At 58.8% G+C, this 25,046-nt stretch carries 27 protein-coding genes and 1 tRNA gene; 7 read left to right on the forward strand and 21 right to left on the reverse strand.

Annotated elements, in window-relative coordinates; all coding sequences use genetic code 11:
* Positions 1 to 13: 13 nt before the first annotated feature.
* Positions 14 to 2,305, reverse strand: a complete 2,292-nt coding sequence (bglX, locus tag IFT44_RS06085) for a beta-glucosidase BglX (protein WP_192175585.1) — start codon at positions 2,303 to 2,305, stop codon at positions 14 to 16.
* A 223-nt stretch (positions 2,306 to 2,528) separates the two neighbouring features.
* Here bglX and IFT44_RS06090 point away from each other — a divergent pair, with 223 nt between their 5' ends.
* Together IFT44_RS06090 and IFT44_RS21220 are read left to right on the forward strand one after the other, a co-directional pair.
* Positions 2,529 to 3,734, forward strand: coding sequence for a class I SAM-dependent methyltransferase (locus tag IFT44_RS06090; protein ID WP_192136983.1), 1,206 nt, complete (start codon positions 2,529 to 2,531; stop codon positions 3,732 to 3,734).
* Positions 3,735 to 3,819: 85 nt separating this feature from the next.
* Positions 3,820 to 4,032: a response regulator transcription factor gene (locus IFT44_RS21220; protein ID WP_342214268.1), complete on the forward strand. Its 213-nt coding sequence runs from the start codon at positions 3,820 to 3,822 to the stop codon at positions 4,030 to 4,032.
* 22 nt (positions 4,033 to 4,054) lie between these two features.
* On the opposite strand, the gene IFT44_RS06100 is transcribed toward IFT44_RS21220, so the two are convergent.
* Entirely contained in the window at positions 4,055 to 5,074 is a 1,020-nt protein-coding gene (locus IFT44_RS06100) for a DUF4917 family protein (RefSeq protein ID WP_192175587.1), read from the reverse strand.
* A gap of 140 nt (positions 5,075 to 5,214) precedes the next feature.
* Here IFT44_RS06100 and IFT44_RS06105 point away from each other — a divergent pair, with 140 nt between their 5' ends.
* A complete protein-coding gene (locus tag IFT44_RS06105) occupies positions 5,215 to 6,285 on the forward strand; it encodes a glycerophosphodiester phosphodiesterase (RefSeq protein WP_192175588.1) in 1,071 nt (356 codons plus the stop codon).
* 98 nt (positions 6,286 to 6,383) lie between these two features.
* Here IFT44_RS06105 and IFT44_RS06110 read toward each other — a convergent pair whose 3' ends face one another.
* Both IFT44_RS06110 and IFT44_RS06115 read right to left on the reverse strand, forming a co-directional pair.
* Positions 6,384 to 6,698 carry a hypothetical protein gene (locus IFT44_RS06110; RefSeq protein WP_122479390.1) on the reverse strand — a complete coding sequence of 105 codons (315 nt, stop codon included), beginning with the start codon at positions 6,696 to 6,698 and terminating at the stop codon, positions 6,384 to 6,386.
* A gap of 100 nt (positions 6,699 to 6,798) precedes the next feature.
* A complete protein-coding gene (locus IFT44_RS06115) occupies positions 6,799 to 7,380 on the reverse strand; it encodes a hypothetical protein (protein ID WP_192175589.1) in 582 nt (193 codons plus the stop codon).
* A 368-nt stretch (positions 7,381 to 7,748) separates the two neighbouring features.
* Between IFT44_RS06115 and IFT44_RS06120 the strand changes: the two genes are divergently transcribed.
* Positions 7,749 to 8,189, forward strand: a complete 441-nt coding sequence (locus IFT44_RS06120) for a VTT domain-containing protein (RefSeq protein WP_192175590.1) — start codon at positions 7,749 to 7,751, stop codon at positions 8,187 to 8,189.
* Positions 8,190 to 8,266: 77 nt separating this feature from the next.
* Here the strand turns inward: IFT44_RS06120 and IFT44_RS06125 are convergent, their stop codons facing one another.
* From IFT44_RS06125 to IFT44_RS06155, 7 genes are all read right to left on the reverse strand, one after another.
* Positions 8,267 to 8,488 (reverse strand): PLDc N-terminal domain-containing protein, encoded by a 222-nt coding sequence (locus IFT44_RS06125; RefSeq protein WP_122479387.1) that lies wholly within the window; start codon positions 8,486 to 8,488, stop codon positions 8,267 to 8,269.
* Between the two features lie 375 nt (positions 8,489 to 8,863).
* On the reverse strand, positions 8,864 to 9,034 hold the full coding sequence (locus IFT44_RS06130; protein WP_240998811.1) for a hypothetical protein: 171 nt from the start codon (positions 9,032 to 9,034) through the stop codon (positions 8,864 to 8,866).
* Between the two features lie 147 nt (positions 9,035 to 9,181).
* Entirely contained in the window at positions 9,182 to 10,141 is a 960-nt protein-coding gene (locus IFT44_RS06135; protein ID WP_192103971.1) for an alpha/beta hydrolase, read from the reverse strand.
* A gap of 49 nt (positions 10,142 to 10,190) precedes the next feature.
* Entirely contained in the window at positions 10,191 to 11,213 is a 1,023-nt protein-coding gene (locus tag IFT44_RS06140) for a transketolase family protein (RefSeq protein ID WP_122479386.1), read from the reverse strand.
* Positions 11,210 to 12,058: a transketolase gene (locus IFT44_RS06145; protein ID WP_192175591.1), complete on the reverse strand. Its 849-nt coding sequence runs from the start codon at positions 12,056 to 12,058 to the stop codon at positions 11,210 to 11,212. Before IFT44_RS06145 ends, IFT44_RS06140 begins: the two co-directional genes overlap by 4 nt.
* A gap of 18 nt (positions 12,059 to 12,076) precedes the next feature.
* The gene (locus tag IFT44_RS06150; protein WP_192175592.1) at positions 12,077 to 13,378 is read right to left on the reverse strand and encodes an MFS transporter; all 1,302 of its coding nucleotides are present in this window, start codon (positions 13,376 to 13,378) and stop codon (positions 12,077 to 12,079) included.
* Positions 13,379 to 13,478: 100 nt separating this feature from the next.
* On the reverse strand, positions 13,479 to 14,228 hold the full coding sequence (locus IFT44_RS06155; protein ID WP_122797196.1) for an SDR family NAD(P)-dependent oxidoreductase: 750 nt from the start codon (positions 14,226 to 14,228) through the stop codon (positions 13,479 to 13,481).
* A gap of 189 nt (positions 14,229 to 14,417) precedes the next feature.
* On the opposite strand from IFT44_RS06155, the gene IFT44_RS06160 reads away from it, so the two are divergent.
* Positions 14,418 to 15,335 carry a LysR substrate-binding domain-containing protein gene (locus tag IFT44_RS06160; protein ID WP_122479383.1) on the forward strand — a complete coding sequence of 306 codons (918 nt, stop codon included), beginning with the start codon at positions 14,418 to 14,420 and terminating at the stop codon, positions 15,333 to 15,335.
* 132 nt (positions 15,336 to 15,467) lie between these two features.
* Here IFT44_RS06160 and IFT44_RS06165 read toward each other — a convergent pair whose 3' ends face one another.
* Positions 15,468 to 16,013: a cysteine hydrolase family protein gene (locus IFT44_RS06165; protein WP_192136974.1), complete on the reverse strand. Its 546-nt coding sequence runs from the start codon at positions 16,011 to 16,013 to the stop codon at positions 15,468 to 15,470.
* Between the two features lie 81 nt (positions 16,014 to 16,094).
* Positions 16,095 to 16,985 carry an MBL fold metallo-hydrolase gene (locus tag IFT44_RS06170; RefSeq protein ID WP_192136973.1) on the reverse strand — a complete coding sequence of 297 codons (891 nt, stop codon included), beginning with the start codon at positions 16,983 to 16,985 and terminating at the stop codon, positions 16,095 to 16,097.
* Between the two features lie 145 nt (positions 16,986 to 17,130).
* On the opposite strand from IFT44_RS06170, the gene IFT44_RS06175 reads away from it, so the two are divergent.
* Positions 17,131 to 18,111 (forward strand): GlxA family transcriptional regulator, encoded by a 981-nt coding sequence (locus IFT44_RS06175; RefSeq protein ID WP_122479380.1) that lies wholly within the window; start codon positions 17,131 to 17,133, stop codon positions 18,109 to 18,111.
* Between the two features lie 104 nt (positions 18,112 to 18,215).
* On the opposite strand, the gene IFT44_RS06180 is transcribed toward IFT44_RS06175, so the two are convergent.
* The 7 genes from IFT44_RS06180 to IFT44_RS06210 form a co-directional block, all read right to left on the reverse strand.
* Positions 18,216 to 20,297, reverse strand: a complete 2,082-nt coding sequence (locus tag IFT44_RS06180; protein ID WP_244652102.1) for a TonB-dependent receptor — start codon at positions 20,295 to 20,297, stop codon at positions 18,216 to 18,218.
* Positions 20,298 to 20,406: 109 nt separating this feature from the next.
* On the reverse strand, positions 20,407 to 20,802 hold the full coding sequence (locus IFT44_RS06185) for a DUF2946 domain-containing protein (protein ID WP_192175745.1): 396 nt from the start codon (positions 20,800 to 20,802) through the stop codon (positions 20,407 to 20,409).
* A gap of 192 nt (positions 20,803 to 20,994) precedes the next feature.
* Complete coding sequence (locus tag IFT44_RS06190) at positions 20,995 to 21,600, reverse strand: hypothetical protein (protein ID WP_122479378.1); 606 nt, start codon at positions 21,598 to 21,600, stop codon at positions 20,995 to 20,997.
* Positions 21,600 to 21,773: a hypothetical protein gene (locus tag IFT44_RS06195; RefSeq protein WP_163007609.1), complete on the reverse strand. Its 174-nt coding sequence runs from the start codon at positions 21,771 to 21,773 to the stop codon at positions 21,600 to 21,602. The genes IFT44_RS06190 and IFT44_RS06195 overlap by 1 nt, the downstream gene beginning before the upstream one ends.
* 340 nt (positions 21,774 to 22,113) lie before the next feature.
* Positions 22,114 to 22,187 (reverse strand) — tRNA-Gly (locus tag IFT44_RS06200).
* A 165-nt stretch (positions 22,188 to 22,352) separates the two neighbouring features.
* Positions 22,353 to 23,045 (reverse strand): pseudouridine synthase, encoded by a 693-nt coding sequence (locus IFT44_RS06205; protein ID WP_192175593.1) that lies wholly within the window; start codon positions 23,043 to 23,045, stop codon positions 22,353 to 22,355.
* 7 nt (positions 23,046 to 23,052) lie between these two features.
* Complete coding sequence (locus tag IFT44_RS06210; RefSeq protein WP_185794202.1) at positions 23,053 to 23,262, reverse strand: cysteine-rich CWC family protein; 210 nt, start codon at positions 23,260 to 23,262, stop codon at positions 23,053 to 23,055.
* Between the two features lie 221 nt (positions 23,263 to 23,483).
* Here IFT44_RS06210 and IFT44_RS06215 point away from each other — a divergent pair, with 221 nt between their 5' ends.
* The gene (locus IFT44_RS06215) at positions 23,484 to 23,879 is read left to right on the forward strand and encodes a hypothetical protein (protein WP_122713343.1); all 396 of its coding nucleotides are present in this window, start codon (positions 23,484 to 23,486) and stop codon (positions 23,877 to 23,879) included.
* 49 nt (positions 23,880 to 23,928) lie between these two features.
* Here IFT44_RS06215 and IFT44_RS06220 read toward each other — a convergent pair whose 3' ends face one another.
* The gene (locus IFT44_RS06220) at positions 23,929 to 25,041 is read right to left on the reverse strand and encodes an enoyl-CoA hydratase/isomerase family protein (RefSeq protein ID WP_192057619.1); all 1,113 of its coding nucleotides are present in this window, start codon (positions 25,039 to 25,041) and stop codon (positions 23,929 to 23,931) included.
* Positions 25,042 to 25,046: the final 5 nt, after the last annotated feature.

The raw sequence follows: 25,046 nt of genomic DNA on the forward strand, positions 1-25,046 counted from the left end.
AGCCGTTGCCGACCTACAACAACTCGAAGGTCGCCTCTTTGACGTCCTCGGAGTCCAGCCCGATCATCACGGTGAACTGCCCGGCCTCGGCGGCCCGCACCAGTTGCTGGTTATAGAACTTCAGATCACCCTCGACGATATCGAATGTCAGGGTCTGGCTTTCGCCCGGCTTGAGCATCACCTTGCGGAAATGCTTGAGCTCCTTGACCGGTCGAGCCATCGAAGCAGCGACATCACGCAGATACAGCTGAACCACGGTCTCGCCGGCGACCTTGCCGACGTTGCGCACGTTGATGCTGGCCGTCACCTTGCCGTCGCGGCTCAGGCGCTTGCTCGACAGGCTGACGTCCGACAGGCTGAAGTCGGTGTAGCTCAAGCCGTAGCCGAAGGGGTACAGCGGGCCCTGCTCGCTGTCGAAATACTGCGAGCTGTAGTTGCCCGGATGCCCCGGCGTGAACGGTCGGCCGATGCTCAAGTGGCTGTAGTACAGCGGCACCTGGCCGACCGAGCGCGGGAAGGTGACCGGCAGTTTGCCGGACGGGTTGTAGTCGCCGAACAACACGTCGGCAATGGCATTGCCGCCTTCGGTGCCGCTGTACCAGGTTTCCAGCACCGCATCTGCCTGGCGCTGTTGTTCGCCAATGGTCAGCGGGCGGCCGTTCATCAGCACCAGCACCAGCGGTTTGCCCGTGGCGCGCAGTGCAGTGATCAAGGCTTGCTGGGTACGCGGCAGGTCGAGGGCAACACGGCTGGCCGATTCATGGGTCATGCCGCGCCATTCGCCCACCGCGGCCACGATCACGTCGGCGTCGCGTGCCGCTGCCAACGCTTCGTCGATCAAGGCCTGGCCGGAGCGTGGGTCGATGGCCTGCTTCACGTGCTCGGGGTTGAAGTGGGCGATGAAGTCCAGCGTCGCACGGTCATCGGTGAGATTCGCACCCTTGGCATAAGTGACCTTGGCGGGGTCGGCCACGGCATTGCGTAATCCGTTGAGCAACGTCACCGATTGCGTCGCCACGCCGGCTGCCGACCAGCTGCCGAGCATGTCGTCCGGCGCGTCGGCGAGGGGGCCGATGAGGGCAATGCGCGCGTCTTTTTTCAGCGGCAGCGTCTGCTTCTGGTTCTTCAGCAACACCAGCGTCCTGCGCGCGACATCACGCGCTTCGGCGCGATGCAGGCGGCTTTCCGCGTTGACATCGGCCGGGTCGTCCTGGGCCTTGCCGATGCGCAGGTACGGGTTGGCGAACAGGCCCATGTCGTATTTGGCGCCAAGCACCTCGCGCACCGCGTTATCGATGTCGGCCTGGCTGATCTGGCCGCTCTTGAGCAGCCCCGGCAGATGTTCGCCGTACGCCTGGTCGTTCATGCTCATGTCGATGCCGGCCTTGATGGCCAGCTTGGCCCCCTCACGGTCGTCGCTGGCCACGCCATGCTTTATCAATTCATGAATTGCACCGTGGTCACTGATGGTGACGCCCTTGAACCCCCATTGCTTGCGCAGCACATCCTGCATCAGCCAGGTATTGGAGGTCGCCGGCACACCGTTGATGGAGTTCAGGGCGACCATCATGCCACCTGCGCCAGCATCGACCGTGGCGCGATAAGGCGGCAGGTAGTCCTGGAACATCCGTTGCGGGCTCATGTCGACGGTGTTGTAGTCGCGCCCGCCCTCGATCGCGCCGTACAAGGCGAAGTGCTTGGCGCTCGCCATCATTCGGTCCGGGCTGGCCGGGCTGGGGCCCTGTATGTTTTCCACCATCACCCGGGCAATTTTCGACACCAGGTGGGTGTCTTCGCCAAACCCCTCGCTGATGCGGCCCCAGCGCGGATCGCGAGAGATGTCGACCATCGGCCCGAAGGTCATGTCGATACCGTCGGCCGCCGCTTCGGCGGTCGAGGTTCTGGCACTCAAGGCAATGGCGTCCATGTCCCAGCTCGCGGCCAGGCCCAGGCTGATCGGAAACTGCGTGCGGTGACCGTGGATCACGTCGTAGGCGAAGAACATGGGAATCTTCAGGCGGCTGCGCTGCGCGGCATCCTGCATGGGCCTGTTGTCGGCGCGAGTGACCGAATTGAAAGTGCCGCCGATGCGCCCTGCGGCGATCTCGGCCTCGATGCGCTGGTGAGTCATTTCCCCACCGATGGCGATCAGGCGCAACTGGCCGATCTTCTCGTCCAGGGTCATGCGTGCGATCAGGTCGGCAACGAATGCATCCTTGTTCTGCGGACCTAGGGAAGGGCTATCGGCATACGCGGTTTGCAAGGCCAGGCCAACGACGACACCCAGCAGACACAGCTTGTTCATTGAGTTCTTCTCTCTGGCCTACCGCAGGGATGCCGCAGCCGATTACGGGTGACAGTGTTTTTATAGTTTGCCGGAGGTGTTTTAACGTATCGGCGCTCGTCAATCCAGTCGGGTGCCGGGATTGATACAAATGCATCCGCGCAAGCAGCGTCGAATCAAATCCCCCAAGTCCATTCACAGCCACTAAAATGCCTGCCTGAATAGACCCGAGATCCGTTTCGCCATGTCCGTCACCGACCCCCGCGCCGAATTCCTTGCCCTGCTCGACACCAGCCTGGCGCAGAACGCTTTCATCAAAGTGGTGCTGGCTCGCCATGTCGGCCAGGAACCGGACCTGCAGCGGCTGATCGTCAAGTTGGCGACCATCAAGGGCGAGCCTTGCCTGTCGTTCGTGTATCGCTACAAGACGCGCGACATCACCAAGAACTTCAGCCTGACCGATGGCCAGCAATTCATTGCCGACGCCTTGCCCGACACCTTCAAGAACGCGCACCTGCTGACCTTGACCGACGAGTTGCAGCTCGAATTCAGCAAGAAGAACAAGGCCAGCCTGCACCGCAACAAGCAACAGCAGGAGCGGGCCGCGCCGGAGTTGGGTCACGATCGGGAGAAGAAGCGTTATCTGGAGCTGAGCCGGCCGTTTCTGCATGACCTGGGTGTCACCGACAAGCAGCAGCAGTTGATCCCGGCGATGTCGCGCAAGTGGAAACAGATCAACAAGTTCATCGAGGTGTTTTCCCACGCCTTCGCCTCGTCCGTGCTGGCCAGGACAGACGCGCCCGTGCGGGTCGCCGATTTCGGCTCGGGCAAGGGTTACCTGACGTTCGCCATCCATGACTATGTGGCCAACTCGCTGCAGCGTCAGGCTCAGGTCACCGGCGTCGAACTGCGTCCGGACATGGTCGAGTTGTGCAATACCGCCGCCGCATCCTTGGAACATCCGGGGCTGGTGTTCGAGTGCGGTGACGTGCGTTCGGTGGTGCCCAGCGAGATCGACGTGATGATCGCCCTGCATGCCTGCGACATCGCCACCGACTACGCCATTCACACCGGCATTCGCTGTGGCGCGGCGATCATCATGTGCTCGCCGTGCTGTCACAAGGAAATCCGCCTGCAGATCCAGAGCCCAGGCTTGCTCAAGCCCATGCTGCAATATGGCCTGCATCTGGGCCAGCAGGCCGAGATGGTCACCGACAGTTTGCGCGCCCTGCTGCTGGACGCCTGTGGCTACGAGACCAAGGTGTTCGAGTTCATTTCCCTGGAGCACACCAACAAGAACAAGATGATTCTGGCGGTCAAGCGCGACACGTCCGGCCCGTCCGCCGAAGCGCTGGCGAAGATCGAGGAACTGAAAGCCTTCTACGGCATTCGCGAGCAGCGTCTGCAGACCCTGCTGCAGGAAGACGGTCTGCTGGGCCAGGCGCTGTGAGGCATCGGGACTACAAGTCGCCGGCATTGTGACCCACCCCTGACGAGCGCCACCATGAGGCTCAAGTCAAGGGTTGGAGTTCGCAGTGACGCTCGACATCAAGCTGACGCCGCGCGAGCAGGAAGTGCTCGTCTGGAGTGGCAGGGGCAAATCCTCGTGGGAAATCTCGCGCATACTGGCCTGCTCCGAGGCCACGGTGAATTTCCATTTCGCCAACATTCGCCGCAAGTTCGCCGTGGGCTCGCGCAACGTGGCCGTGCTGCTGGCGCTGCAGAAAGGTCTGATATCGCTGTGGTGAGCGCCTGGTTGCGCTCGAGTCTTCAACGACGCTTCTTCAATACCGCAGGAACGGCCACGTTCAATTGCGCACTGCCCAGGCCATGGCTGGTCGCGTCGAAGAAATACAGCGCCTTGCCGCAGCCGGCGAACAACTCTTCGAAGCGCTGTTTCTGGCTGATGATCCAGGCATCGCTGAGCGGGAAGATCGACACATAAAAAGTCTGCGCAGGCGCCAGGCGCAGCGCCTGAAGGATGTGCGCATCGTCGCTGTCCAGGTTGTGGCCGAAGATGCACACAGTGCCGTCTTGCCGGCTCAACTCGCCGTGGCACCAGCTCAGGTAGTCCGAATCACGGATGGTGCGCAGCTTCTGCGCACTGGGCCCTTCGTTGACCAGCAACGGCACGTCGCCAGGCGTGTTGATCGCAAACCCGTCGAGCAAGGCTTCGCCCTCGGCGGTGCGTTGCCGGGTCGTACCGTCGCTGTTCTTGATCAGCTGCAGACCGCCGTGCAGGTACAGCATGCGGCAGCCTGTGGAGGCGGTGTGGCGAATGTCGAAACCGGTGTCCACATCCATCAGCTCGGCAAAACCCTGCGGGTCGTGCTGCACGGCCCAGGGGCAGAGCAGGTCGTAGTTGCTGCTGTACACCGTGTCGAACGCGCGCAGTGCAAGGTTGAGCGCGGCCAGGCGCTGTTCATCGAGCAGGCGAAAGGGAATGTGCACGCTGCGCACCGCATGGATCAACGCTTCCTTGATCGCATAGTAGCGATTGAGCGGGGCGGTGGAACTGATCGCCAGGGCGGCATTGACCCGAACGGTGCTGTTGAGCACCGCCAGCACCTGTTCGAAGCTGCGGGTCTGCAGCGATTTGAACAACGCCAAATCGGTCAGGCTCAAGGGTTTGTTGCGCACCTTTTGCGCGCGCTCGAACAACCCGTCGTAGGCGAAGCTGCGCCACACCGCGCGGCTGGCGCCGTTGCCCAGCAACAGGCTTTGTGCAGGCTGACGGCTATGCAGGGTTTGCCAGTCGTCGAGGTGGGCGTCGAAGGTGTCATGTGCCATGGTGATGATTCGTTCTACTCGTGTCTTGGGCAAGGGCGCGACTCTATCACGCCATGTCCTGTCATCCGACGCCGTCTATGCTGGGTCGGTTCACCGGCATCAAACCGCGCCGTTTTCGATCATCCGTGGAAGGACTACACATGTTGGCACACCTGTACAAGACGCTTTGCCTCACTGCTGCCATGGGCGCAGCTGCCTCGGCCCAGGGGCAAACCCCCGATCAGTTGGCTCACGCCGCCAACATTCCGCACCCTGCGGTCATTGCCCATCGAGGTGCTTCGTTCGATGCACCGGAATCGACACTGCCGGCCTACCTGCTGGCCCGTGACCTGGGCGCCGACTATCTGGAGCTCGATGTGCAGCGCACTCGCGACGGGCAACTGATCGCACTGCACGACGATACCTTGCTGCGCACCACCGACATCGCCAGCAAGTTTCCCGAGCGCAAGGACAAGCCGGCCAGCGACTTCACCCTGGCGGAGCTGAAAACCCTGGATGCCGGCAGCTGGTTCAATGCAGCGCACCCCGAGCGCGCCCGTGACAGTTACAAAGGCTTGAAGATTCTCACCCTGGATGAGGTACTCGACGTGGCGCAAGGCGGTACGCACACGCCTGGGGTGTACATCGAAACCAAGGTGCCGCAGCAGTTTCCTGGTATCGAGCGTGACCTCAAGGCCAAACTCGAGCAGCGTGGCTGGCTCGACGGTCAGCACCGGGTCGTGTTGCAGACGTTCGAAAAAGGCAGCCTGGAGCTGCTGGCCAAGGAAATGCCGCAGGTGCCCAAGGTATTGCTGCTATGGGTAGGCGAGGGCAGCATCGAGCCCGAATCCAAGGTGACGTTCGCAGCGTCCGGCATGAAGGACAAAGCGGCTTACTACGCCCAGCAACGGCCCCGCGACCGTGCCGAGTTCGAGCGCTGGCTGGACATCGCCAAAGCCAACGGCGCGGTGGGTACCGGGCCTTCGGCAGCGTTGACCGAGGGGGGAGAGCAGAGCTACATGGACCTGGTTCAGCCCTGGATGAACAAGCTGACCCACGACAAAGGTCTTCTGGTGCACGTGTATACCGCGGACGAGCCGGTCGATTTCAAGAAGGTCAGTGACGCAGGCGTGGATGGCATCTTCACCAACCGTACCAGCGAGCTGCTGAAGTTCTACAAGCGTCCTGCCGCTGAATCGGTTATCGAGGTTCTTCGACGCAACGGTTACTGACCTGCAGAAACGCCAACGGCGCGAATCCGGTTGACCTTGCAATTGCGCCTGGCAATTTGAAGGACGGAATTCGCGCCGCTGCAGAAGGTGCGGTGGGCTTATTTGCCAGCGCCGCTGCCGTTGCCGCCGCTGTTGCCCGAGCTGCCATCGCCTTTGGTCGCGCCCATCGGGGTAGGGCCACCGTCGGTGGTGCCGGCGTCTGCGCCCTGGCTCATGGAACCGGTCTTGCCGTCGATACCGGTGGCGTTGCCATTGTCAGGTGACTTGTCAGTGCCTGGAATGACCTGCTTGCCCGATGGTGCTTCCGGGGTGGCAGTAGGGTTGCTGTCATTGGATGCCGCAATCGCCGCGAACGACGAGGCCGACAGAAGACCGGCCAGAGCCAGCGAGGCAAGCTTTTTGCTAATCATCATGGTGCATCTCCGCAGTGATTGGGGTACAAGCATTGGGCCAGCGTCTTGCGCGCAAGGTGCCGTCGAGGCGACGAGCGGCATCTCGTCGCAGCAATGCTTCTCAGCGGTATTGACGATGAAATCCAGGTGGATGGCGTCTGGCTGTATCAATGGAGATGGGCTGCCCGCGCTTCAGCCAGGCATCAAGGGTCTGGCCAAAGGTGTGGTCACTGCAATCGCGCAGCAGCATCAGCGGAATGTCCAGATGCCGCGCCACCGCTCGCGCGCTGTCACGCTCCTGATGCTGAAACACCTCTACCTCGGTCGGCGAAGCGTGGCTGGCCGGCAAGCGCTTCAACACCGTCCACGGATCGCCCTCCAGCAACAGAATCGCCCCCAGGGAAAGCCGCTCGAACGCCGTCAGATCGGTGCCCGACGAACGTGGGCGCTTGCCCATCAACGCCACGTTTCCTTCCAGCAGCATCGACTTGCCACTGGCGGCGATGCTGGTCACGGCCAGTTCCAGTGCCTGGCGGTTGCGGTCTCGATTGGTCGCATAGCGATCATCGCTCCATTTCACACAGGCCAACACCTGCCTGACCAAACCCGAAGCACTGCTGTGCAACACGCCCCGACGGTGCGCGTAATGCTCGCAATGCCAGGTTTTTCCCACGCCATGAATACCGGCTACCAGGATGATCATGATGGATGTCCCTATCAAGTAAGAGGGTATTACTAGGCTGGATAGGCAACTGAACCGTCAACGTCAGTGTCAGAAATTTCTTCGCAATGTTGGGTGGTTTTCTGATTGAGTTGGCGTAACTGGCTGTTTGATCGAGAAATCAAGGGCGCTGGGCGGGGGGGCTTTGCAAGGTTGCGGGCAACGAATCTGTGCTGATCGATGCGCTACATCTGCATCTTGTTTATCTGTATAGCTGGTGCCAATGGGACAGTTTCCACACCATGCGGTGCAGCAGAGCCGGTATCAGCCCTTGAAACCTGCGAGCTGTTGCGGATAACTGCGTTTGAAACGTTCACTCCGCAGCAGGCCTGCACACGCGAGATGACAAGGTGTTCGAACTGACCAGCTATGTAAGCCTTTTCGTCGTGGCGTTCGGTGCCGCCACGCTTCTGCCTTTGCAATCCGAAGCGGTATTGGTGGGCATGCTTGTTTCGCAACACTACGCAACGGTGTTGCTCGTACTGATCGCCACGGCGGGCAACGTGCTCGGTTCCGTGGTGAACTGGTACCTGGGCCGCTCTATCGAACGCTTTCGGCACCGCCGTTGGTTTCCCATCAGTGAGCGCCACTTGGATAAAGCGCAGAATGCCTACCTGCGCTACGGATACTGGGCGCTCTTGTTCAGCTGGGTGCCGATCATCGGTGATCCCATCACTATGATCGCTGGCGTCATGCGTGAGCCGCTCTGGCGTTTTCTGGTCGTGGTTACGCTGGCCAAGGCGTTTCGATATTTGGCACTGACCGCGATCACGCTTGGCTGGGTGATATGAACGCCTTCAGCCGAACGCCTGGGAATGGCGAATCAAACACATGCCAGCCAACGAGTATCAGATGGGTAGGATCGGCATCAGCCTTTGCTGTGTTTATCCGATGTTGGCGGAATGGCAACGCCTCTCGGCCCCGCGATGCCCCAGATGGCGAGTCCGACAAGGGGCAATACAAAGATCAGCACCGTCCAGCCCAGCTTCGTGCCGGAGCTTTTGGTGCTTCGCCAGACGCTCGTCAGTACCCAAGCGTCCAGCAACAGAACGATCACGGCGGACGCCGCCCAGAAAATCGAGGTTTCCATGGTTTATCACTCCTGAGCAATCACCTACAGGAGAGGGATACCGGTCTGCGCAAGTTCCCGATCATTTCCAGTTGGCGATTGACCGTACGTTCCCGTGCTCGATTTGCATGATGTAGAAGGGGGGGCGAATCGGCGTCTGTGCATTGGCTGATGATATCCATGAGCTGGCGAAGCAGACGGCCTGAGAGTCGTTACGCCGGATGCAGTGTTCTGCGGAGTATGGCGAACGGCGTTCGGCGGCTAAGAGGCTGAGCGGGGAGGGTGGAAAAAATCAAAATACTGATCTGCTTCGCTACCCGACTCAGGGCTGAACGAAAAAACCGGCATCCCGCGAGAAATGCCGGTTTTCTTGTTTCCAGCGGATCACCTGAATAGTCAGACGATGAAGTTCACCAACCGGTTAGGTACTACGATCATCCTTCCAGCCCCTTCCAGATGTTTGCTTAACACCGCATGGGACAGCGCCTGGGCACGTATCGTGTCATGGTCGGCGTCGGCCTGGATCAGAATTTCCCCACGCAGCCTGCCATTGACCTGCACCATCATCTTCACTTCGTCCCGCTTCAGGGCGTCGCTGTCCGGGGTCGCAGATCGCTCAAAGGGGCGCGAGGGGGCCGCCGCTTGGTCCCTAGTTGCGAAATCAAGATGGAGCTGTAGACAGCGCACTAGAGAAGATTGGCGTCTGACTATGCTTCAGTTTGCCACTGCAACGTGCACCATCTTCCCGAGTGCCCTCCTCACATCGCTGTTGCTTTGCTCTGTAACGGCCCCCGGGTACTGATCGAACATATGAGGTACGCCGGGGTAGACGTGCATCTCCACCGGAACGCCGGATCGTGACAATTTCAGACCAAACTCTACGTCTTCTTCCAAAAACAGATCCAGCGCGCCAACACCGATGAAGCTTGGTGGAAGGCCCTCAAGATGCGGAGCGAGCGAGGGAGACAATAAATACGCTCGTTCATCATTGGCGTCGTATTCACCTTGCATGCACTGCCAACAGAAATGATTCGCTGCTCGCGACCAACTCAGCCTGCCCGTCGCCGGGTTATTCATGAGCGATGATGCAGACCCCGTTCGATGATCAAGCATGGGGTAAATCATGACCAGACCTGCAGCCTTGCGTTGCTCCCTGTCTCTTGCCAACAGCGCCAAAGCGGCAGCGAGCCCGCCCCCTGCGCTGTGGCCCATGATGACTACTTTATGCTCGTCTATCCCTTGAGAAAGTGAGTTGAGATAGATCCAGGTCAGTGCCCTGTAGCAGTCCTCGAGGGGCGCCGGAAAAGGATGTTCCGGCGCCAGGCGATAGTCGACTGCAACCACGACGACCTGAAGATCGGCGGCAAGGTCGGCCAGATAGCCGTCCGCCATCTCCGGACAACCCAGAACAAAGCCACCCCCGTGGATGTACAGGATGGCCGGCAATGGTAGGTTCTGAGTCGTTTCGGATCTTGGTCGATGAATGCGCAAACGTACAGGTGGACAGTCGGCATCACTCTCAGTCCATTGTTGCTGACCGTGGGCCGTGTCGGCTGAGCGATAGTCGTTGTGGATATCATCCCGGATGCTTGCAAGGGTTTCTCGAGTCCACTGCCTGGAGGGCTCGGTCAGGAAGAATTCATAGGACGGATCAAGGAGCCTATCTGTGTCCATCGGGCTGTTCCTTCTCTGAATCGGGGGCATACAGCCCCCGAGAAATGAGTCAAAGCCAGCTCTTGATCCGAGCGCATACGGCTTGAGTGGAAATGCCATAACGGTCGTGCAGTGTAGGCAGAGCGCCAGCGTCGAGAAAGGCGTCGGGCAGTGCAATTTGCCGGAATGCGGGCGTCACGCCATTGCGCAGCAGGACAGTCGCCACTGCTTCACCCAGACCACCGATGATCGAATGGTTCTCTGCCGACACGACCAGCCTGCCTGGCTTTCGAGCTTCCGCCAGAATGGTTTGTTCGTCCAACGGCTTGATGGTGGGTACGTGAAGTACCGCCACATCAATACCATCGGCTTGAAGCGCCTTGGCTGCCTCCAGGGCTCGCATGGTCATCAAGCCGGTCGAGACGATCAGAACGTCATTGCCTGTGCGCAGGGTCTTGGCTTTTCCGATCTCGAAGGTGTAGCCATATTCATCCAGCACCAGCGGAACGTTACCGCGCAGCAAACGCATGTACACCGGGCCGTTGTGAGCGGCGATGGCGGGAACGGCTTGCTCGATTTCAAGCGCATCGCAGGGGTCGACAATCATCAGGTTCGGCATCGCGCGGAAGATGGCCAGATCGTCGGTGGCTTGATGGCTGGGGCCATAACCGGTCGTTAAACCTGGCAACCCGCAGACGATCTTGACGTTGAGGTTCTCTTCAGCGATTGCCATGCAGATGAAATCATAGGCACGGCGCGAGGCAAACACGGCATAGGTAGTGGCAAAGGGAACAAAGCCCTCGCGCGCCATGCCTGCAGCGGCACTCATCAGTAGCTGTTCAGCCATGCCCATCTGATAGAACCGGTCAGGATGTGCCTGCGCGAAGATATGCAGATCGGTGTATTTGGCCAGGTCGGCGGAGAGCCCAACGATATCAGGCCGGTCTGCAGCCAGGGCCGCCAGGGCGTGGCCAAATGGGGCCGATCGGGTTGCCTGACCTTCAGAAGCGATCGACGCAATCATTGCAGAGGTGGTGAGTTTCTTCTTGGCGGCCACTGGAGCCTGGGCAGTGTCGTTCTTCAAGTCGTTCATACAGTGTCTCCTTCTTCGAGGTGGTTCAAGGCCAGGTTCCACTCATGCTCATCCACGCGAATGAAATGGGCCTTCTCCCGAGTTTCCAGAAACGGCACGCCTCTACCCATTTTGGTATCGCAGATGATCACTCGCGGTTGAGCTTGCGAATGACTGCGTGCGGCATCGAAAGCCTCGACCAACGCGTCCAGATCATTGCCATCCACTCGCTGCGTGAACCAACCGAACGCCTGCCAACGGTCAACGATGGGTTCGAACGCCAGAATTTCGCTGGAGCGGCCATCCGCTTGTTGGTTGTTTACGTCCACAATGGCGATCAGATTATCGAGCTTCCAGTGAGAGGCTGACATCACCGCTTCCCAGGTCGACCCTTCGTTCAGCTCACCGTCGGACAGCAGGTTGTAGACGAACGAGTCAGAACCTTTACGTTTGAGCCCCAGGCACGCACCGACGGCAATGCCCAGACCCTGGCCCAGCGAGCCGCCTGTGATCTCCATGCCAGGGGTGTAGGTTGCCATCCCGGACATCGGCAGGCGGCTGTCATCGGAGCCATAGGTTTCGAGCTCGTCTAACGGGATGATTTCCGCTTCGATCAGTGCCGCATACAGCGCAATGGCATAGTGGCCAATGGAGAGATAGAAGCGGTCACGTTGTTCCCATTCGGGGTCGTGGGGCTTGTAGTTCAATGCGTGAAAGTAGGCCACAGCGAGCAAGTCAGCCGCTCCCAATGCCTGACCGACGTAGCCTTGACCTTGAACCTGGCCCATGCGCAGCGCATGACGACGGATATTCAGGGCGCGTTGTGCCAGTGATGTTTCAGAAACCTTGGATGAAATAGCAGTCATTGCATGTACTCCGTTGACTCAACGATTGACCGAGGCGGCGGGGATTCGCAGTACCAGGCAAGCACCCATGCACAGCACGCCGGTGATGAGGTACATCCCTATCGCGCTTGATCCGGTCGTGGTGGTGATCCAGCCAATCAGGTAGGGCGAGCAGAAGCCGGCGAGGTTGGCGAAGCTGTTGATGCCGGCGATTCCCGCAGCGGCAGAAACCCCGCCCAGCAGTGTGGTCGGTAGCATCCAGAACAAGGAGGAGGCAGACAGAACCCCTGCCGCCGCCAGGCAGAGACTCAGGACAGAGACGACCAGGTTTCCACCGAAGATGGCTGCCAACGTAAGGCCCAAGGCCCCTGCGATCATGGGTGCAATCAAGTGCCACCGACGTTCGCGGTGCTTGTCGCCACTTCGGCCCATCAACAGCATTGCCACGATTGCGCACATGTAAGGCAAGCTGGTGACCAAGCCAATGTGCAGGGGGTCGGAAACCCCGGCATTGCGGATCAAGGTAGGTAGCCAGAAGGTGATCGCGTACTGACCCATCACGACACAAAAGTAGATGCACGCCAGCATCCACAGGCGACGGTCGCGCAAAAAATCACGTACCGAACCGTGAGTGACCTTACGACTGTTGTCCTCCGCCAGTTCCTTGTTCACAAGCTCCTTTTCTTCATCGGTGAGCCAGGTGGCCTGGTGTACGCCATCCTTCAGATACGCCAGTACGAAAAAGCCAACAATGACCGTAGGTATCGCTTCGATGACGAACATCCACTGCCAGCCGGCCCATCCATGAAAGCCTGCAAACTTGGCCATGATCAAGCCGGAAAGAGGTCCGCCGATCATTCCTGAAAGTGGAATCGCAATGAACCAGAGCACGGTCATCTTGGCTCGGCGATACGAGGGAAACCAGTAGGTGAGGTAAAGCAGCAACCCCGGCGCCAGGCCTGCTTCAGCAATGCCCAGGAGGAAGCGCAGCACATAGAATTGCCAGGCCGTTTCCACAAAAGCGAAGAGGGCAGAGATGATGCCCCACGAGATCATGATGCGGGCGATCCATCGACGCGCCCCAACTTTGTGAAGAATCAGATTGCTGGGAACTTCGCAGAGAAAGTAGCCAAGAAAGAACATGCCGGCACCGAGGCCGTACACAGTTTCACTGAGCGACAAGTCGCTCATCATTTGCAGTTTGGCGAAGCCGACGTTCACACGATCCAGATATGCACACAGATAACAGAGCATCAAGAAAGGCATCAGCCGCCAGGCGGTTTTGCGATAAGCATTCGAGCGCACGGTCGAAACCGCTTCGAGCGTCATGGAAGTCATCATGATTGTCCGATCTCTTGTTTTTATAGACGGCCAGGCGCAGTTGCCCAGCGTGCCATTGATCTAGAACAACACGGGTCAGTGTCGACCCGGTTACCTGTCCTCAGTGGATCAGCATGCCGCCATTGACATCTAGCGTGATGCCAGTGAGGTACGAAGACAGATCGCTTCCAAGAAACAGCGCAGCGTTGGCGACATCCTGAGCCGCGCCGAGGCGACCTAGCGGGATGCCATCGATAATCGCGTGACGACGCTCGTCCTGCATCAAGCCGCCAGTGATATCGGTATGAATCAAACCGGGAGCAATGGAATTGACGCGAATGTTGTCCGGCCCGAATTCCCTGGCCATTGCCTTACCGAGGCCCAATACGCCCGCTTTGGCCGCGCTGTAGTGCGGCCCGCCGAATATGCCGCCACCGCGTTGAGCCGATACCGACGACATGCAGACGATGCTTCCGCAGGCCTGACTTTTCATGAACGGAATGACGGCTTGAGACATGAGCAAAGTGCCGCGCAAACTTACATCCAACACTCTGTCGTAGTCGGAAGGGCTGATATCAAGGGTCTTGATCGGCTGGGTGATGCCCGCGTTGTTGACCAGAATGTCTATTCGACCGAAGCGCGCGATGACCTTGTCGACCGCTTGTTTGACTTGATGTTGGTCTGCGACGTTGGCGGCCACTCCCAGATGGCCTTCACCCAACGCCGAAGCGGCGTCGCGCGCGGCGGATTCATCGAGGTCCAGGATGACGACATGGGCACCCTGCTGGGCGAACGTGATGGCAGTGGCTCGACCGATTCCGCGTTCAGATGCAGCACCGGTGATGATTGCAACTTTGCCTTGAAGAAGCATGGGGAATTCCTGTGATTGTTTTTATGATTCGATTCGAAAATCGATGGCTCAGGGTGTTCCTCGCACGCGCATCCAGCAATATTGCAAGCCTCACTGCTAGCTGAGGAAAATTCACTTCTCGTCACCAGACACGCAGGATGATTGAATAAGACTCGCCCAGAAAATCTCAACAATAAGAGCCGAGTACTTATGCGCCTTCACGACAGTGCGCCCCGGGACCTGCCACCGCTGAGGGCCATTCAAGCCTTCGAGCAAACGGCCCGCTTTGGCAATCTCGCCAGGGCGGCCGAAGTATTGAATCTGACACCCTCAGCTGTCAGCCATCAGTTGGCGAATCTGGAAGCGATGATAGGTAGACAGCTTTTCGTGCGCGCTGCCCGTGGCGTCACCCTCACCCCGGTGGGCGAGCAGTACCTCAAGGATATTTCCGGTTTGCTGCACAGCCTCGAGGTGGCGACCGAAAGAGCCGCCAGTGACGTGAGTCTCGACTGCCTGCGACTGCACTCCTCTCCAAGCTTCGGCCTGCTTTGGCTGATGCCGCGCCTGGAAGCATTCCGCGTGAGTCATCCCGATATCCAGATCAACCTGTCGTGTTCCTATGAGTCCTTGCACTTCAGTCGGGACAAGATTGATGTCGATATACGCCATGGCCTTCCCAACTGGCCCAGCTATGAAGTGCGAACGGTGCGCAACGAAGCCTTTGCGGTGCTGGCTTCTCCACAGTTGTTGGCAAAGCGTCCAGTCGTCAGCGCCGGTGACTTGTTGAACAAGGAGTTGATCCTCTCGGAAGCGACGCTGCTCCAGTGGCCCGAATGGTTCGCACAGCACGGCCTGGCCCGCCCCGAACATCCCTATGCGTTGAGCTTCGATCGTTCCTACATGACATTGGAGGCTGCAAGCCACGGCCTTGGTTTTGCACTGGAAAGTACGCTGCTGGCGCAGAAATATCTCTCGTCGGGCGCACTTGTGGAAGTTGCACCTGAATCGTTGAGTGCCGCTGTTGCTGCTCACCACTTGGTGTTCCCAAAAGCCCATTCGTCCTTTCCCAGGGTCAGGCGGTTTCTGACGTGGATGGAGGGGGAGATGGGGCACCGGTTTGTGTTCTGAAACGGCGTTCCCGGGTGGCAGATTGACCTTGAATTTTGATCACCGCTTGATCTTGAACGAGACAACTCCGTTATCGGGCCGCTCCCCTAGAGAGAGCCCTTACGGGCTCCGACTGACCGAGTTACTACGCTTTCAAGCCGACAAGTACTCGTCGACGGATTGGACGCTGGCGTAGCCGAACTCGAATGCTGCCATCACTGCCGCATGGGCCTGCGCTGCGGGCACAGTCACACCACGAAAAGTCAGATCCAAGGTGGCACACGCATCATGCAGTACCGTGACCGGGTAACCCATATCTACAGCGGCGCGTACAACGGCGTCGATGCACATATGGCTCATCGCCCCTATCACTACGATTTCCTCTACACCTTCAGCATCCAGGCGCTGTTTCAGATCGGTTTCCCTGAAGGCATTGATGTGCTTTTTGACAATCACAGGGTCGCGGTCCTCGGGCGTTACCGCGGATTGGATTTGCGCACCGGCACTTCCCTTGACGAAGATCGTGGCGCCTTCATTGTCCGTCTCATGCCGTATGTGAAACACCGGAATGCCGGCATCGCGTGCATGACGGATCACCCGCACTGCATTCGCGACGGCCTCTTCAATCCTGGTCAACGGCAGGTTGCCAGTGGGCAAGTATTCGTTTTGCAAATCAACTACTACAAGACCTCGTTTCATGAGTCATCTCCAGTCGTATTATCAATGTGTTGGCTCTGTAAGGACCGAACTGTTCACGGGGCATCAAGCTGGCGTCCGCGATCAGAACTTCAGTGAAGCACCGTCCTCCGGAATGTCGACGTGACGCTCGATACCTTGCTGCTTGACGTAGGTACGCAGCTCTTCACGCGTAAGTGACATGTGGTTGACAGCGTCCATGTGCACAGCAACGATCTTCGCGTTTTCCGCGGCCTTCGTTGCACGCAGAACATCTTCCTCGCCCATGATGATTGCGCCTTCGTAACCGGTCATCTTGGCTTTGCCGGCATTCAGCACAATGACCTCGGGGTGATACTTCGCGATAGCTTCGTCCACTCCTTTACGCCAGATGGTGTCCCCCGCGAGGTATAGGGTCTTGTAGCCCGGCGCTTGAAAAACGACGCCCATTGCTTCACCCAGAGGTTTCGCGAGAGCGGGCACGGCATACATTTCGTCAGTGCCATGCTGGCCACCTGTCTTGGTGAGTTTGACGCCGCCGAATTCGGCATCACCCTGAAGAACGCGGACTTTCTTGAAACCTTGGGAACGAATCAACTTCGCATCTTCTTCATGCTGCGTGAACAACGGAATGTCTTTGGGCAACGCTTTTTGTGCGGCATCGTCCCAGTGGTCAAGATGCGTGTGAGTGACGATGACCGCGTCGACGCCGGAGATCACTTTTTCAGCTGATTCAGGCAGGTCGACCAACGGGTTACGCAAGTTGCTGCGATAAGTGTTCTCGAATCCTGGGTAGGTTCCTTTTTTGGACAGCATCGGATCGATCAAGAAGGTCGTAGCGCCATAGGTGATTTTCACCGTCGCGTTGCGAACCTGCTGCAGGCTGACTGCATGAGCCGCATCGGGTGTCTCGGATAGGTTCGAGCCTGCCAATACCGGCATGGCGACTGCAGTGCAGGCCATGCTGAGCGCAAAGGGGAGGTTTCTGATATTCATGGAGATACATCCTGTTGATATGTGGATGATTCCATTCTTGCGTAATGGGAAAGTAGGCAACAGTGGCCTGAATGACATAGTTCGATATAATCGGGCCAATCTGTTGCTTTGTTTGGCGACGTCGATAATCTGGAGAGGCTCCTCCATGCAATCCATCCGTGTAGCGGTTCTGGCGTTCAACGGCGTGAGCCTCTTCCACCTTTCGGTACCGGGAATGGTGCTGGGTACGGCGCAATCAGCGCCTGGCGCACCCCGATACGAGGTCAGTTACTGCGCAGAGCTGCCAGGTATGGTGACCAGTGATCAAGGCATCGGCTTGGCAGTCGCGCACGGCCTTGAGCTGATGGAGGCAGCGGACGTCATCGTCATCCCTGCGTGGGGCGATCAATCGGTTATTGCGTCCGCCGAACTCGTGAAAGCGCTGCAGCTCGCCGATGAGCAGGGCAAGCTCATAGTCGGATTGTGTCTGGGTGCATTCGTCCTGGGCGACGCCGGGTTACTGGACGGTAAAGAAGCGACTACTCACTGGGCTGTAAGGGACGAGTTCGCCAGGCGTTTCCCGAAAGCGTGTTTCAGGCCTGAAGTGCTCTATGTCAGTGCCGGCAACATCGTGACCTCTGCAGGAACGGTAGCGGCCATTGACTGCTGCCTTCACCTCGTTCGGCAGCGACTTGGCGCCGACGTGGCGAATCGCACGGCGAAGATGCTGGTGACGCCGCCTCACCGGCAGGGCGGTCAAGCGCAATACGTCGAGCATCCTGTGCCGCAGCTTTCCAGCGAGACCCATTTATCCGAAGTACTGGCGTGGGCCAGAATGAACCTGGCCAGCGAGTTGCCGTTGGACGTGCTCGCGGACAAGGCAAAAATGAGCAGACGCACATTCACTCGGCGTTTCAGGGAGGCCACTGGCGGTACCGTATCCAGATGGTTGAATGCCGAGCGAGTGGCTCGGGCGCAACAGCTGCTCGAAACCACGGATCTACCCATTGAATGCATTGCCGGGGAGGCCGGCTTTGGAACGCCGTTATCCTTGAGGCAGCAATTCGGCGCGCAACTCGGCACCTCGCCATCCGAGTATCGGCGGATGTTTTCTCGCGCAATGGAAGTGGAAGGCAAAACCCGGTGAATCACACTTTCTTCAGGTCGCGTGCTTGATACCCAACTCGGTATGGGTATTGGTTCGGTCTTCCGTGTTGCTGGGGCCAAACAGGCCCCAGCGATCTTGCTCGATCAAAAGTCCACGGTCACTCCGGCGTAAATCGCACGACCATCGCCTGGTGAGTGCAGGGATGCCCTAGCGCCGTCCGGGTCGTACCAAACGTATTCATAGTATTGGTCGGCAAGGTTCTTCAATTGCAAGTCTACGCTGACTGACTGAGTCACTTGATACGTCGCGCCTAAGTTCATGAGAACGTAGCCGCCATAACGTCTTTTCGTGTTCTCACGCTCCAGGTAATAGTCGGTCTGCCCGTTCATCCATGCAGTCAGTTGCAATGCAGGTGTCGCGTCATAGCTGATGCCGGCGCTGTATAGATGATGGGGGATATGGTCGATTTCCTGGCCTTTGCTGTCAGGCAGCGAGCTGCTCGGCTGAAGAATCTTCGAGTACTGCCAAGAGTAGGCCAACCAGATGTCGGTGCGCTCGTTGGGGTACAGGTTCATCTGCAAATCGTAGCCCCAGCGCCGGGTTTCTCCGACGTTGTCGGACTCGCCACTAGGGTCGTTCAGTCTGCGACTGACCTCTCCTGAAGCTTCCTGCTGCCAATAAGCTAAACGTCCGTCCATCCAGTCGGCCGGAGTGAACTTGACCCCGGTTTCCCAACCTTCGTTGATCGAGGGCGCCAGATCGGTGTCCCTGGGCGGAATCTTGTAAGCCGCAGCCCCTGTGCCCACCTGAAAGGTACGCCCCCAGTTTGCATAGACGCTGGCAACGTCCCACGGTGAATAGACAACGCTGATCTTTGGCTGCTTGATCAGCCCGTAGTCGTTGATGTCGTAATCCTTGCCGATCATTTCGTTGGTGAAGGTGCCCTGGATCTTGTCGACCCGGTAGGCCGGCACGATCTTCAGTGACTCGAAAGGTTTGATCTCAGCCTGGACATAAGCGCCGTAAATGTCGAAGTCGAATCGTTGATCGCGGGTAGTTGCCAGACGAGCGCGGTCCCTGGTGCGATAGCGTTCGCTTTCGTTTTGCTGCTGCTGCACGTCTGCACCGCTTTCCAGAGCGAAGTCGTGGAGCCAGCTGACTTCAGGGCGCCAGGTCAGCGAGGTGAGCGCGCCATATTGCGTCTCGTAGGCGTCACGCTCTTGCTGTGAGCTCGTGCGCCAATATTGCGTCCAGCGCCTGTCATCAAAGGTATTGACGTAGGTTTTCGCTGACCAGGCCAGCGTATCGGTCAAGTCGGTATCCAAATTCAAGCTGATCTGGTTCATGCGCCGAGTGCCCTTGTCCGTCGCATTGAAGCTGTTGGTCATTTCCGGATGATGACGTGCATCGGCTTCGGCCAGATAGCCCGGCTCCTGTGCTTCGGTTTCGTAGTGACGAGCGATCAGTCCGATGCGATAGCTGTCGTCATCCGGTGTGTAGAACCACTTGCCCGACATTGAAAACTTGTCTGCTTCGGCGTGATCCCGGTAGCCACTGGATTTCTGATAGGCAAAGAAATAGTTCTGCGACCAGTTGCTGCTTTCAATGCCCTTGGCAAGTTGCGCTTCCTGAGTATTGAAGCTGCCATAACGCAGCCGTACCTTGCTGTAGTCGCCTCCGGTGCGGGTCAGCATATTGACGTTGCCGGCAATGTTGTTCAGGCCATAGCGCGCATCGCTGGTGCCACGCACCACCTCGATGCTGTCCAACTCCATGGGGAAAATCATGTCCATGTACGGCATGTTGCCGTCGTTGCTGTTGCTGGGGATGCCGTCGATCAATAATTTGACCGCGTTCACTTCACCTTCACCATTGAAGCCGCGGAACGAGATTTTTCCCGAAGTGGTGCCTTGATTGAACTCGGTCAGCATCACCCCCGGGGCGCGGCGGAAAAGCTCCCAACTGTAGTTGACCGGCATTTTTTCAAGGATGTCAGCGCCCAGAATATCCACTGAGCTGAGCACACTGCGGGTGGCCAAAGGGCCGCTGGTCGAGCCTTGAACGCTCACGGCGCCCAAGGTGAGCGTTGAGTTTTCCAGCCTGCCGGCTTCAGCCAGTGCCAAGGACAGCGGGCTGGATGCCAGTACGCCTATCGACAATACGGGCCATATGGAACGGGACACAGACAAACGCTTTGCATGGCGCAAAGAAAATGGAGCAGGCATGGGACGCACTTCCTGATCATCAAGAAACTTCAAGGGCGTTCGGCAACCGTCGCGGATCGCGGAACGAATTCAAAGCGAGCAGCACCGCACGCAGTGGGCGGTGTTGCGATCAGGCGAAAGGGGAGGCGCGTGGACTCAGGCTGGGCCAGCGGATCCTTGGGTGCAAGGTTGGCAGTTCAGGATCATCAAGAATGACCCTGGGGGTGTACTGCGGCAGGAAATGGCGGTAGTAATCCGAGGGCAGGGCCGCCAGCCCGGCATGGCCGCAACAGCAGTCCACATGGTGCATGGCGCGTTCGGGTTCGGATTGAGGTATCTGAAGCGCCTCGATCGCCTGGCGAAACTCAGCTGAGACGACGCTCGAGTTTCCCCCGGAACAAAATCCGCCCCACAGCATGAGATTTACATCGGGCGCTTGCATCGCACGGCTGAGCGGCATGGCCAGAATGTTCATCAAGATCGCCAAGCAGGCAATCCAGGGTCGGATACGTCTCAACGAACTCATCAATGAAGTCGCCGCGAAGGGGCGGTCATTTAGCGCGGTTTGCTGAACGATGTACATTTTCATACGTGCGCTATTTTGTCGCACGTATAGTGCGGGCAAGTTCGTTCACCGGCATTGACGCGGTTTAGGCTGGTGGTCGATGAGGCTGCGGAGAAGATCGGACTGAAAGTCCCGGAAACTACATTTAGTTAGTCAGGGCTGGAAGAGTGATCCGTCGCTGTTCCTGGGGAGGAAATAGCCTTTGATGCAAGACGCGTCGCGGATGCAGAGTTGAACATGGGTTTGCTTGCGAAAAAAAGTGCCTGGGTAAAGCTGCGGCCCTTCCAAAAATGGAGAACGCACCGATGCATACTCAGGAAGACCCACCGAATCTCTGGCTTCATGAAGGGTCATGAACACGGCGCAATCCAGGTGTCTGAGCAGGTTGTCCTGGTCTGCGTTGAATCCAGGTCGGTTTATCGGGATTTCGTCCGAGGTGGCGACAAGGATCTCGTAAGCGCCGCGTAGCTCTTCCAGTGCGCCCTCATCAGTAAGGTTGAGACACAGCTTCAAGTCGATGACCGCGCCAATGACATAGGGATGCTTGATCCACCCCTTACCGCGCTTGGTGTACTTACTGATATGTTCGGCGTAGCTAAACGCGCGTTCGGGACTGTTCTCCCAGAAGTAGGCACCTCTACCCAACCAGTCATAGTCATTGACGCTTGCCGCGATGTGGTCGCCTGCAAGAACAGCTTCCCCGATCTCGCGATCGCAGCCATGGAAGCCAAGAACGAACGAAGGAAGCTGCTGGTACATCAGCGATAAGAGGCCTTGAGCTGACCTTTACTGTTGTAGATCCCGGTCTTGAGGCGAAAAGCCTTGGCCTCTGCTGGATCGCTTGCAAGGATCTGAGCCAACTGACGAAATCGCTCGGCAGCTTCGATATGCGGGTTTTCAGCCTTGACAGTTCTTTTAGCGTGTATGGGCATGTCGACCTCCTGTGGCAGATATACGCTGGCTCTATGCACAAATAGTGGATTGTCAGGTGAGCACGCTGGTTTGCAAACGTCTTGGCGTACGTGTTGCTTCCCCAAACCATATCCAGCACACCCGTGCGGGCCACCTGCAGTGAGACGTCAATCCGTGTGGGACACGGTGTCGCTGGTCGTTCCGCTCGCGGTATTGGCTGATGATATCCAAGAGCTGTCAAAGCAGATAGCCGCAAATTCGTTACGTCGGAGGCAATGTTCTACGGAGTATGTCGAACGGCATTCGGCGGATACGAAGCTGAGCGGGAATGGTAGGGAAATGAAAATACTGCCTGAAACATGGAGCGGGTAGAGGGAATCGAACCCTCAACTAAAGCTTGGGAAGCTTTCGTTTTACCACTAAACTATACCCGCATGACGCGTTGTTTCCGTGCCGCTGGCAGTTCATTGCGAACTCGATTGCCAGCTTGGCGACCTCGGTGCACTGCGTCTTTCGACACCTGCTCCGGGCGGCTGACTTTGTACCAGAAGCGCCTGGCAATTTGAAGCGCTAATTTTCGTTTCTCTGCTCGATTCCCCTCAAACCAGACCGATCTCCTCTGCGCTCAAGCTGCGATACTGGCCGGGTTGCAGGCTGTCATCGAGTACCAGCGCGCCCATGCGCTCTCGGTGCAGCGTGAGCACCTTGTTCTGGAAGTAGCCGAACATCCGCTTCACCTGGTGGTAACGCCCTTCGACGATGCTCAGGCGCGCCAGGCGCGGGCCGAGGATATCGAGGTAGGCGGGCAGGGTGGTGAGGTCTTCGAAGGCGAAGTAGATGCCCTTGGCGAACGTCTCGACGTAATGGGGTTCGATGACCTGCTCGGTCTCGACCAGGTACACCTTGGGCAGCTTGGTTGCCGGTTGGGTCAGGCGGCGTGACCATTGCCCATCGTTGGTCAGGATCATCAACCCGGTGGTGTTGAAATCCAGTCGCCCGGCCAGGTGCAGTTGATGTTTGTCCGGCACGTCGACCAGGTCGAGCACGGTGCGATGCTGCGGATCCTGGGTAGCGCTGACGCAGCCGGCTGGTTTATGCAGCATCAGGTAGCGTGCGCGATGCCCAACCTGCAACAGGTCCTGATCGAGGCGCACTTCGCTGAATTCAGTGACGGGATGCAGCGGGTCGCGGACCACGCTGCCATCCACCTGGACCCGTCCTGCGATCAAGGCCAGGCGCACCTGCTGCCGGTTGAAGCGTTCGAAATTGGAAAGAAATCTGTCCAGACGCATTGCTGCGCTATGCCTCCGACTCAGGCAGTTGCTCATTCACTCGCGCGCAGCGCGGACACAAGCAGGCGGCGTTGCGCAAATGCTCGGGCAAAGCTCGCAGCACAGCGGGGTCGATGCTGACCGTGTAGCACCAGCACGGCTGTGCAGCCGTCTTGGCATCGGCCAATGTGCAGTCGTTGCGGCCGCCGCAGGCTGGGCAAAGGCGGCTGTCGGTCAGCGCGAGCGTGGTCATGAGCGATCCGTGAAGGTATGAACGTGGCATTCTACTTCAGCGCCCTGCAGGTCGGCGAAAAGCGTCAATGCAGAACGCTTTGTATCAATTTATTGCCGTGTGAAATGCAGTATCTTTTCCGCTGTCTGAGTTATGCCCAGAACCATCGTTCCGGGTAACGACCAGTCGTGCTGGTTCGATCCCTCTCGCGGTCCAGGAGGCCGCTTATGTCCCCTAGAGCTCTTTTGATCGTGGTATTGGGCTTGTTGACAAGTGCCTGTGTGCCCTATGGAGGGGGAGGTTACTACCGCACCGAAGTCTATTCCGTGGACAGCTCGCCGAGAGGCGGCTACTACCCCTACAGCCAGCCCTATGGCAGCGGTTACTACGTGACGCCGGCACCGCGCTATTACGAGGGGCCGCGCTACTTCTCGGCGCCTCGGTATTACGCGGTGCCGCCGCCGCGCTACTACGGTCCGCCTGCGCCGCACTACCGGCCGGGGTTCAGGCCAGGGCGCGGCCCCGATCCACGCTGGCGCGACGGGCCGGCGCGGCATTACGGCCAGGATTGGAATCGGGGTCGAGGCTCCGACCGCGGCCCTGGCCGGGGCGGTCGGCACTAATCAGCAACGGCGCCCTCAGGGGCGCCGTTTTCGTTTTGTCACCTGCCATTCAGTAATCACAAAGATCCGCCAGCGGATGACGGCCTTCCCAGGCCTTGCCGAAATGCGCCTCGACCACTGCCTGCGGTACATGGTCGACATCGGGCCAGTGCCAGTGCGGCTGGTTGTCCTTGTCGATCAGGCGTGCACGCACGCCTTCGCTGAATTCGGGATGACGGCAGCAGTTCAGGCTCAAGCTGTATTCCATCTGGAACACCTGGGCCAGCGACAAGTGGCGGGCACGGGCCAATTGCGCCCAGATCAAATGCGCGGTCAGCGGGCAGCCCTTGGCGAGGTTGCTGGCGGCCTTGGCCAGCAAGGGGTCCTCGTGTCGTTGCCATTGCACCAGTGCATGCCAGGCGCCCGGCGCATCGCTGACGTCCAGCTGGGCGTCGATGGCGGCCCGGCGCGGCAGCCACTGCGCCGCTGGGGCACTGTCGCGCGCATCGTGTTCGAGGGCCTTGAGCAGGCTGTTCAACTGCATGGCGGTCTGCTCCTGCCAGTTCAGCTGCAGCAGGCCGTCGAGCAGATCTTCGTATTGATCGTCGCGCAGGCAACGGTCGGCCAGGCCCAGGTCAAGGGCGTCACGGGCGTTGATCTGCGCGCCGGTCAGGCCCAGGAACAGACCGAGCTTGCCGGGCATGCGCGAGAGGAATCCGCTGGCGCCGACATCCGGGTACAGGCCGATGGTGATCTCGGGCATGGCCAGGCGGCTGCTCGGCGTGACGATGCGAATGCTCGACGCCTGCAGCAAGCCCATGCCACCGCCCAGTACGTAGCCGTGGCCCCAGCAGATCACCGGCTTGGGGTAGGTGTGCAGGCGGTAGTCGAAGCGGTATTCGGCAGCGAAGAAACGCGCTGCCAGCGGCGGCACTTCGCCGGGGTGGGCGCGGCAGGCCTGAACCAGGCTGCGCACATCGCCCCCGGCGCAGAAGGCTTTTTCGCCTTCGCCGCGCAAGACGACGCAGACCACGCGGTCATCCTGCGCCCACTCATCGAACTTTCCGGCGAGCGCTTCGAGCATCGGCAAGGTCAAAGCGTTGAGGCTCTTCTCTGCAGCAAGCGAGACGATACCGATACGTGCGCCATTGCCGGCACTGAGTTCTTCGAAATTCAAATCCATCGTGA

It is taken from the genome of Pseudomonas sp. CFBP 13710 (assembly GCF_014842235.1).
GTDB classification, from domain to species: domain Bacteria; phylum Pseudomonadota; class Gammaproteobacteria; order Pseudomonadales; family Pseudomonadaceae; genus Aquipseudomonas; species Aquipseudomonas baltica.

Excerpts from the sequence above, each read along its gene's own strand:
- bglX (WP_192175585.1), bottom strand. The coding sequence starts at position 2,305 with ATGAACAAGCTGTGTCTGCTGGGTGTCGTCGTTGGCCTGGCCTTGCAA.
- IFT44_RS06090 (WP_192136983.1), top strand. The coding sequence starts at position 2,529 with ATGTCCGTCACCGACCCCCGCGCCGAATTCCTTGCCCTGCTCGACACC.
- IFT44_RS06100 (WP_192175587.1), bottom strand. The coding sequence starts at position 5,074 with ATGGCACATGACACCTTCGACGCCCACCTCGACGACTGGCAAACCCTG.
- IFT44_RS06105 (WP_192175588.1), top strand. The coding sequence starts at position 5,215 with ATGTTGGCACACCTGTACAAGACGCTTTGCCTCACTGCTGCCATGGGC.
- IFT44_RS06110 (WP_122479390.1), bottom strand. The coding sequence starts at position 6,698 with ATGATGATTAGCAAAAAGCTTGCCTCGCTGGCTCTGGCCGGTCTTCTG.
- IFT44_RS06115 (WP_192175589.1), bottom strand. The coding sequence starts at position 7,380 with ATGATCATCCTGGTAGCCGGTATTCATGGCGTGGGAAAAACCTGGCAT.
- IFT44_RS06125 (WP_122479387.1), bottom strand. The coding sequence starts at position 8,488 with ATGGAAACCTCGATTTTCTGGGCGGCGTCCGCCGTGATCGTTCTGTTG.
- IFT44_RS06130 (WP_240998811.1), bottom strand. The coding sequence starts at position 9,034 with ATGATGGTGCAGGTCAATGGCAGGCTGCGTGGGGAAATTCTGATCCAG.
- IFT44_RS06135 (WP_192103971.1), bottom strand. The coding sequence starts at position 10,141 with ATGGACACAGATAGGCTCCTTGATCCGTCCTATGAATTCTTCCTGACC.
- IFT44_RS06140 (WP_122479386.1), bottom strand. The coding sequence starts at position 11,213 with ATGAACGACTTGAAGAACGACACTGCCCAGGCTCCAGTGGCCGCCAAG.
- IFT44_RS06145 (WP_192175591.1), bottom strand. The coding sequence starts at position 12,058 with ATGACTGCTATTTCATCCAAGGTTTCTGAAACATCACTGGCACAACGC.
- IFT44_RS06150 (WP_192175592.1), bottom strand. The coding sequence starts at position 13,378 with ATGATGACTTCCATGACGCTCGAAGCGGTTTCGACCGTGCGCTCGAAT.
- IFT44_RS06155 (WP_122797196.1), bottom strand. The coding sequence starts at position 14,228 with ATGCTTCTTCAAGGCAAAGTTGCAATCATCACCGGTGCTGCATCTGAA.
- IFT44_RS06160 (WP_122479383.1), top strand. The coding sequence starts at position 14,418 with ATGCGCCTTCACGACAGTGCGCCCCGGGACCTGCCACCGCTGAGGGCC.
- IFT44_RS06165 (WP_192136974.1), bottom strand. The coding sequence starts at position 16,013 with ATGAAACGAGGTCTTGTAGTAGTTGATTTGCAAAACGAATACTTGCCC.
- IFT44_RS06170 (WP_192136973.1), bottom strand. The coding sequence starts at position 16,985 with ATGAATATCAGAAACCTCCCCTTTGCGCTCAGCATGGCCTGCACTGCA.
- IFT44_RS06175 (WP_122479380.1), top strand. The coding sequence starts at position 17,131 with ATGCAATCCATCCGTGTAGCGGTTCTGGCGTTCAACGGCGTGAGCCTC.
- IFT44_RS06180 (WP_244652102.1), bottom strand. The coding sequence starts at position 20,297 with ATGCCTGCTCCATTTTCTTTGCGCCATGCAAAGCGTTTGTCTGTGTCC.
- IFT44_RS06185 (WP_192175745.1), bottom strand. The coding sequence starts at position 20,802 with ATGAGTTCGTTGAGACGTATCCGACCCTGGATTGCCTGCTTGGCGATC.
- IFT44_RS06190 (WP_122479378.1), bottom strand. The coding sequence starts at position 21,600 with ATGTACCAGCAGCTTCCTTCGTTCGTTCTTGGCTTCCATGGCTGCGAT.
- IFT44_RS06195 (WP_163007609.1), bottom strand. The coding sequence starts at position 21,773 with ATGCCCATACACGCTAAAAGAACTGTCAAGGCTGAAAACCCGCATATC.
- IFT44_RS06205 (WP_192175593.1), bottom strand. The coding sequence starts at position 23,045 with ATGCGTCTGGACAGATTTCTTTCCAATTTCGAACGCTTCAACCGGCAG.
- IFT44_RS06215 (WP_122713343.1), top strand. The coding sequence starts at position 23,484 with ATGTCCCCTAGAGCTCTTTTGATCGTGGTATTGGGCTTGTTGACAAGT.
- IFT44_RS06220 (WP_192057619.1), bottom strand. The coding sequence starts at position 25,041 with ATGGATTTGAATTTCGAAGAACTCAGTGCCGGCAATGGCGCACGTATC.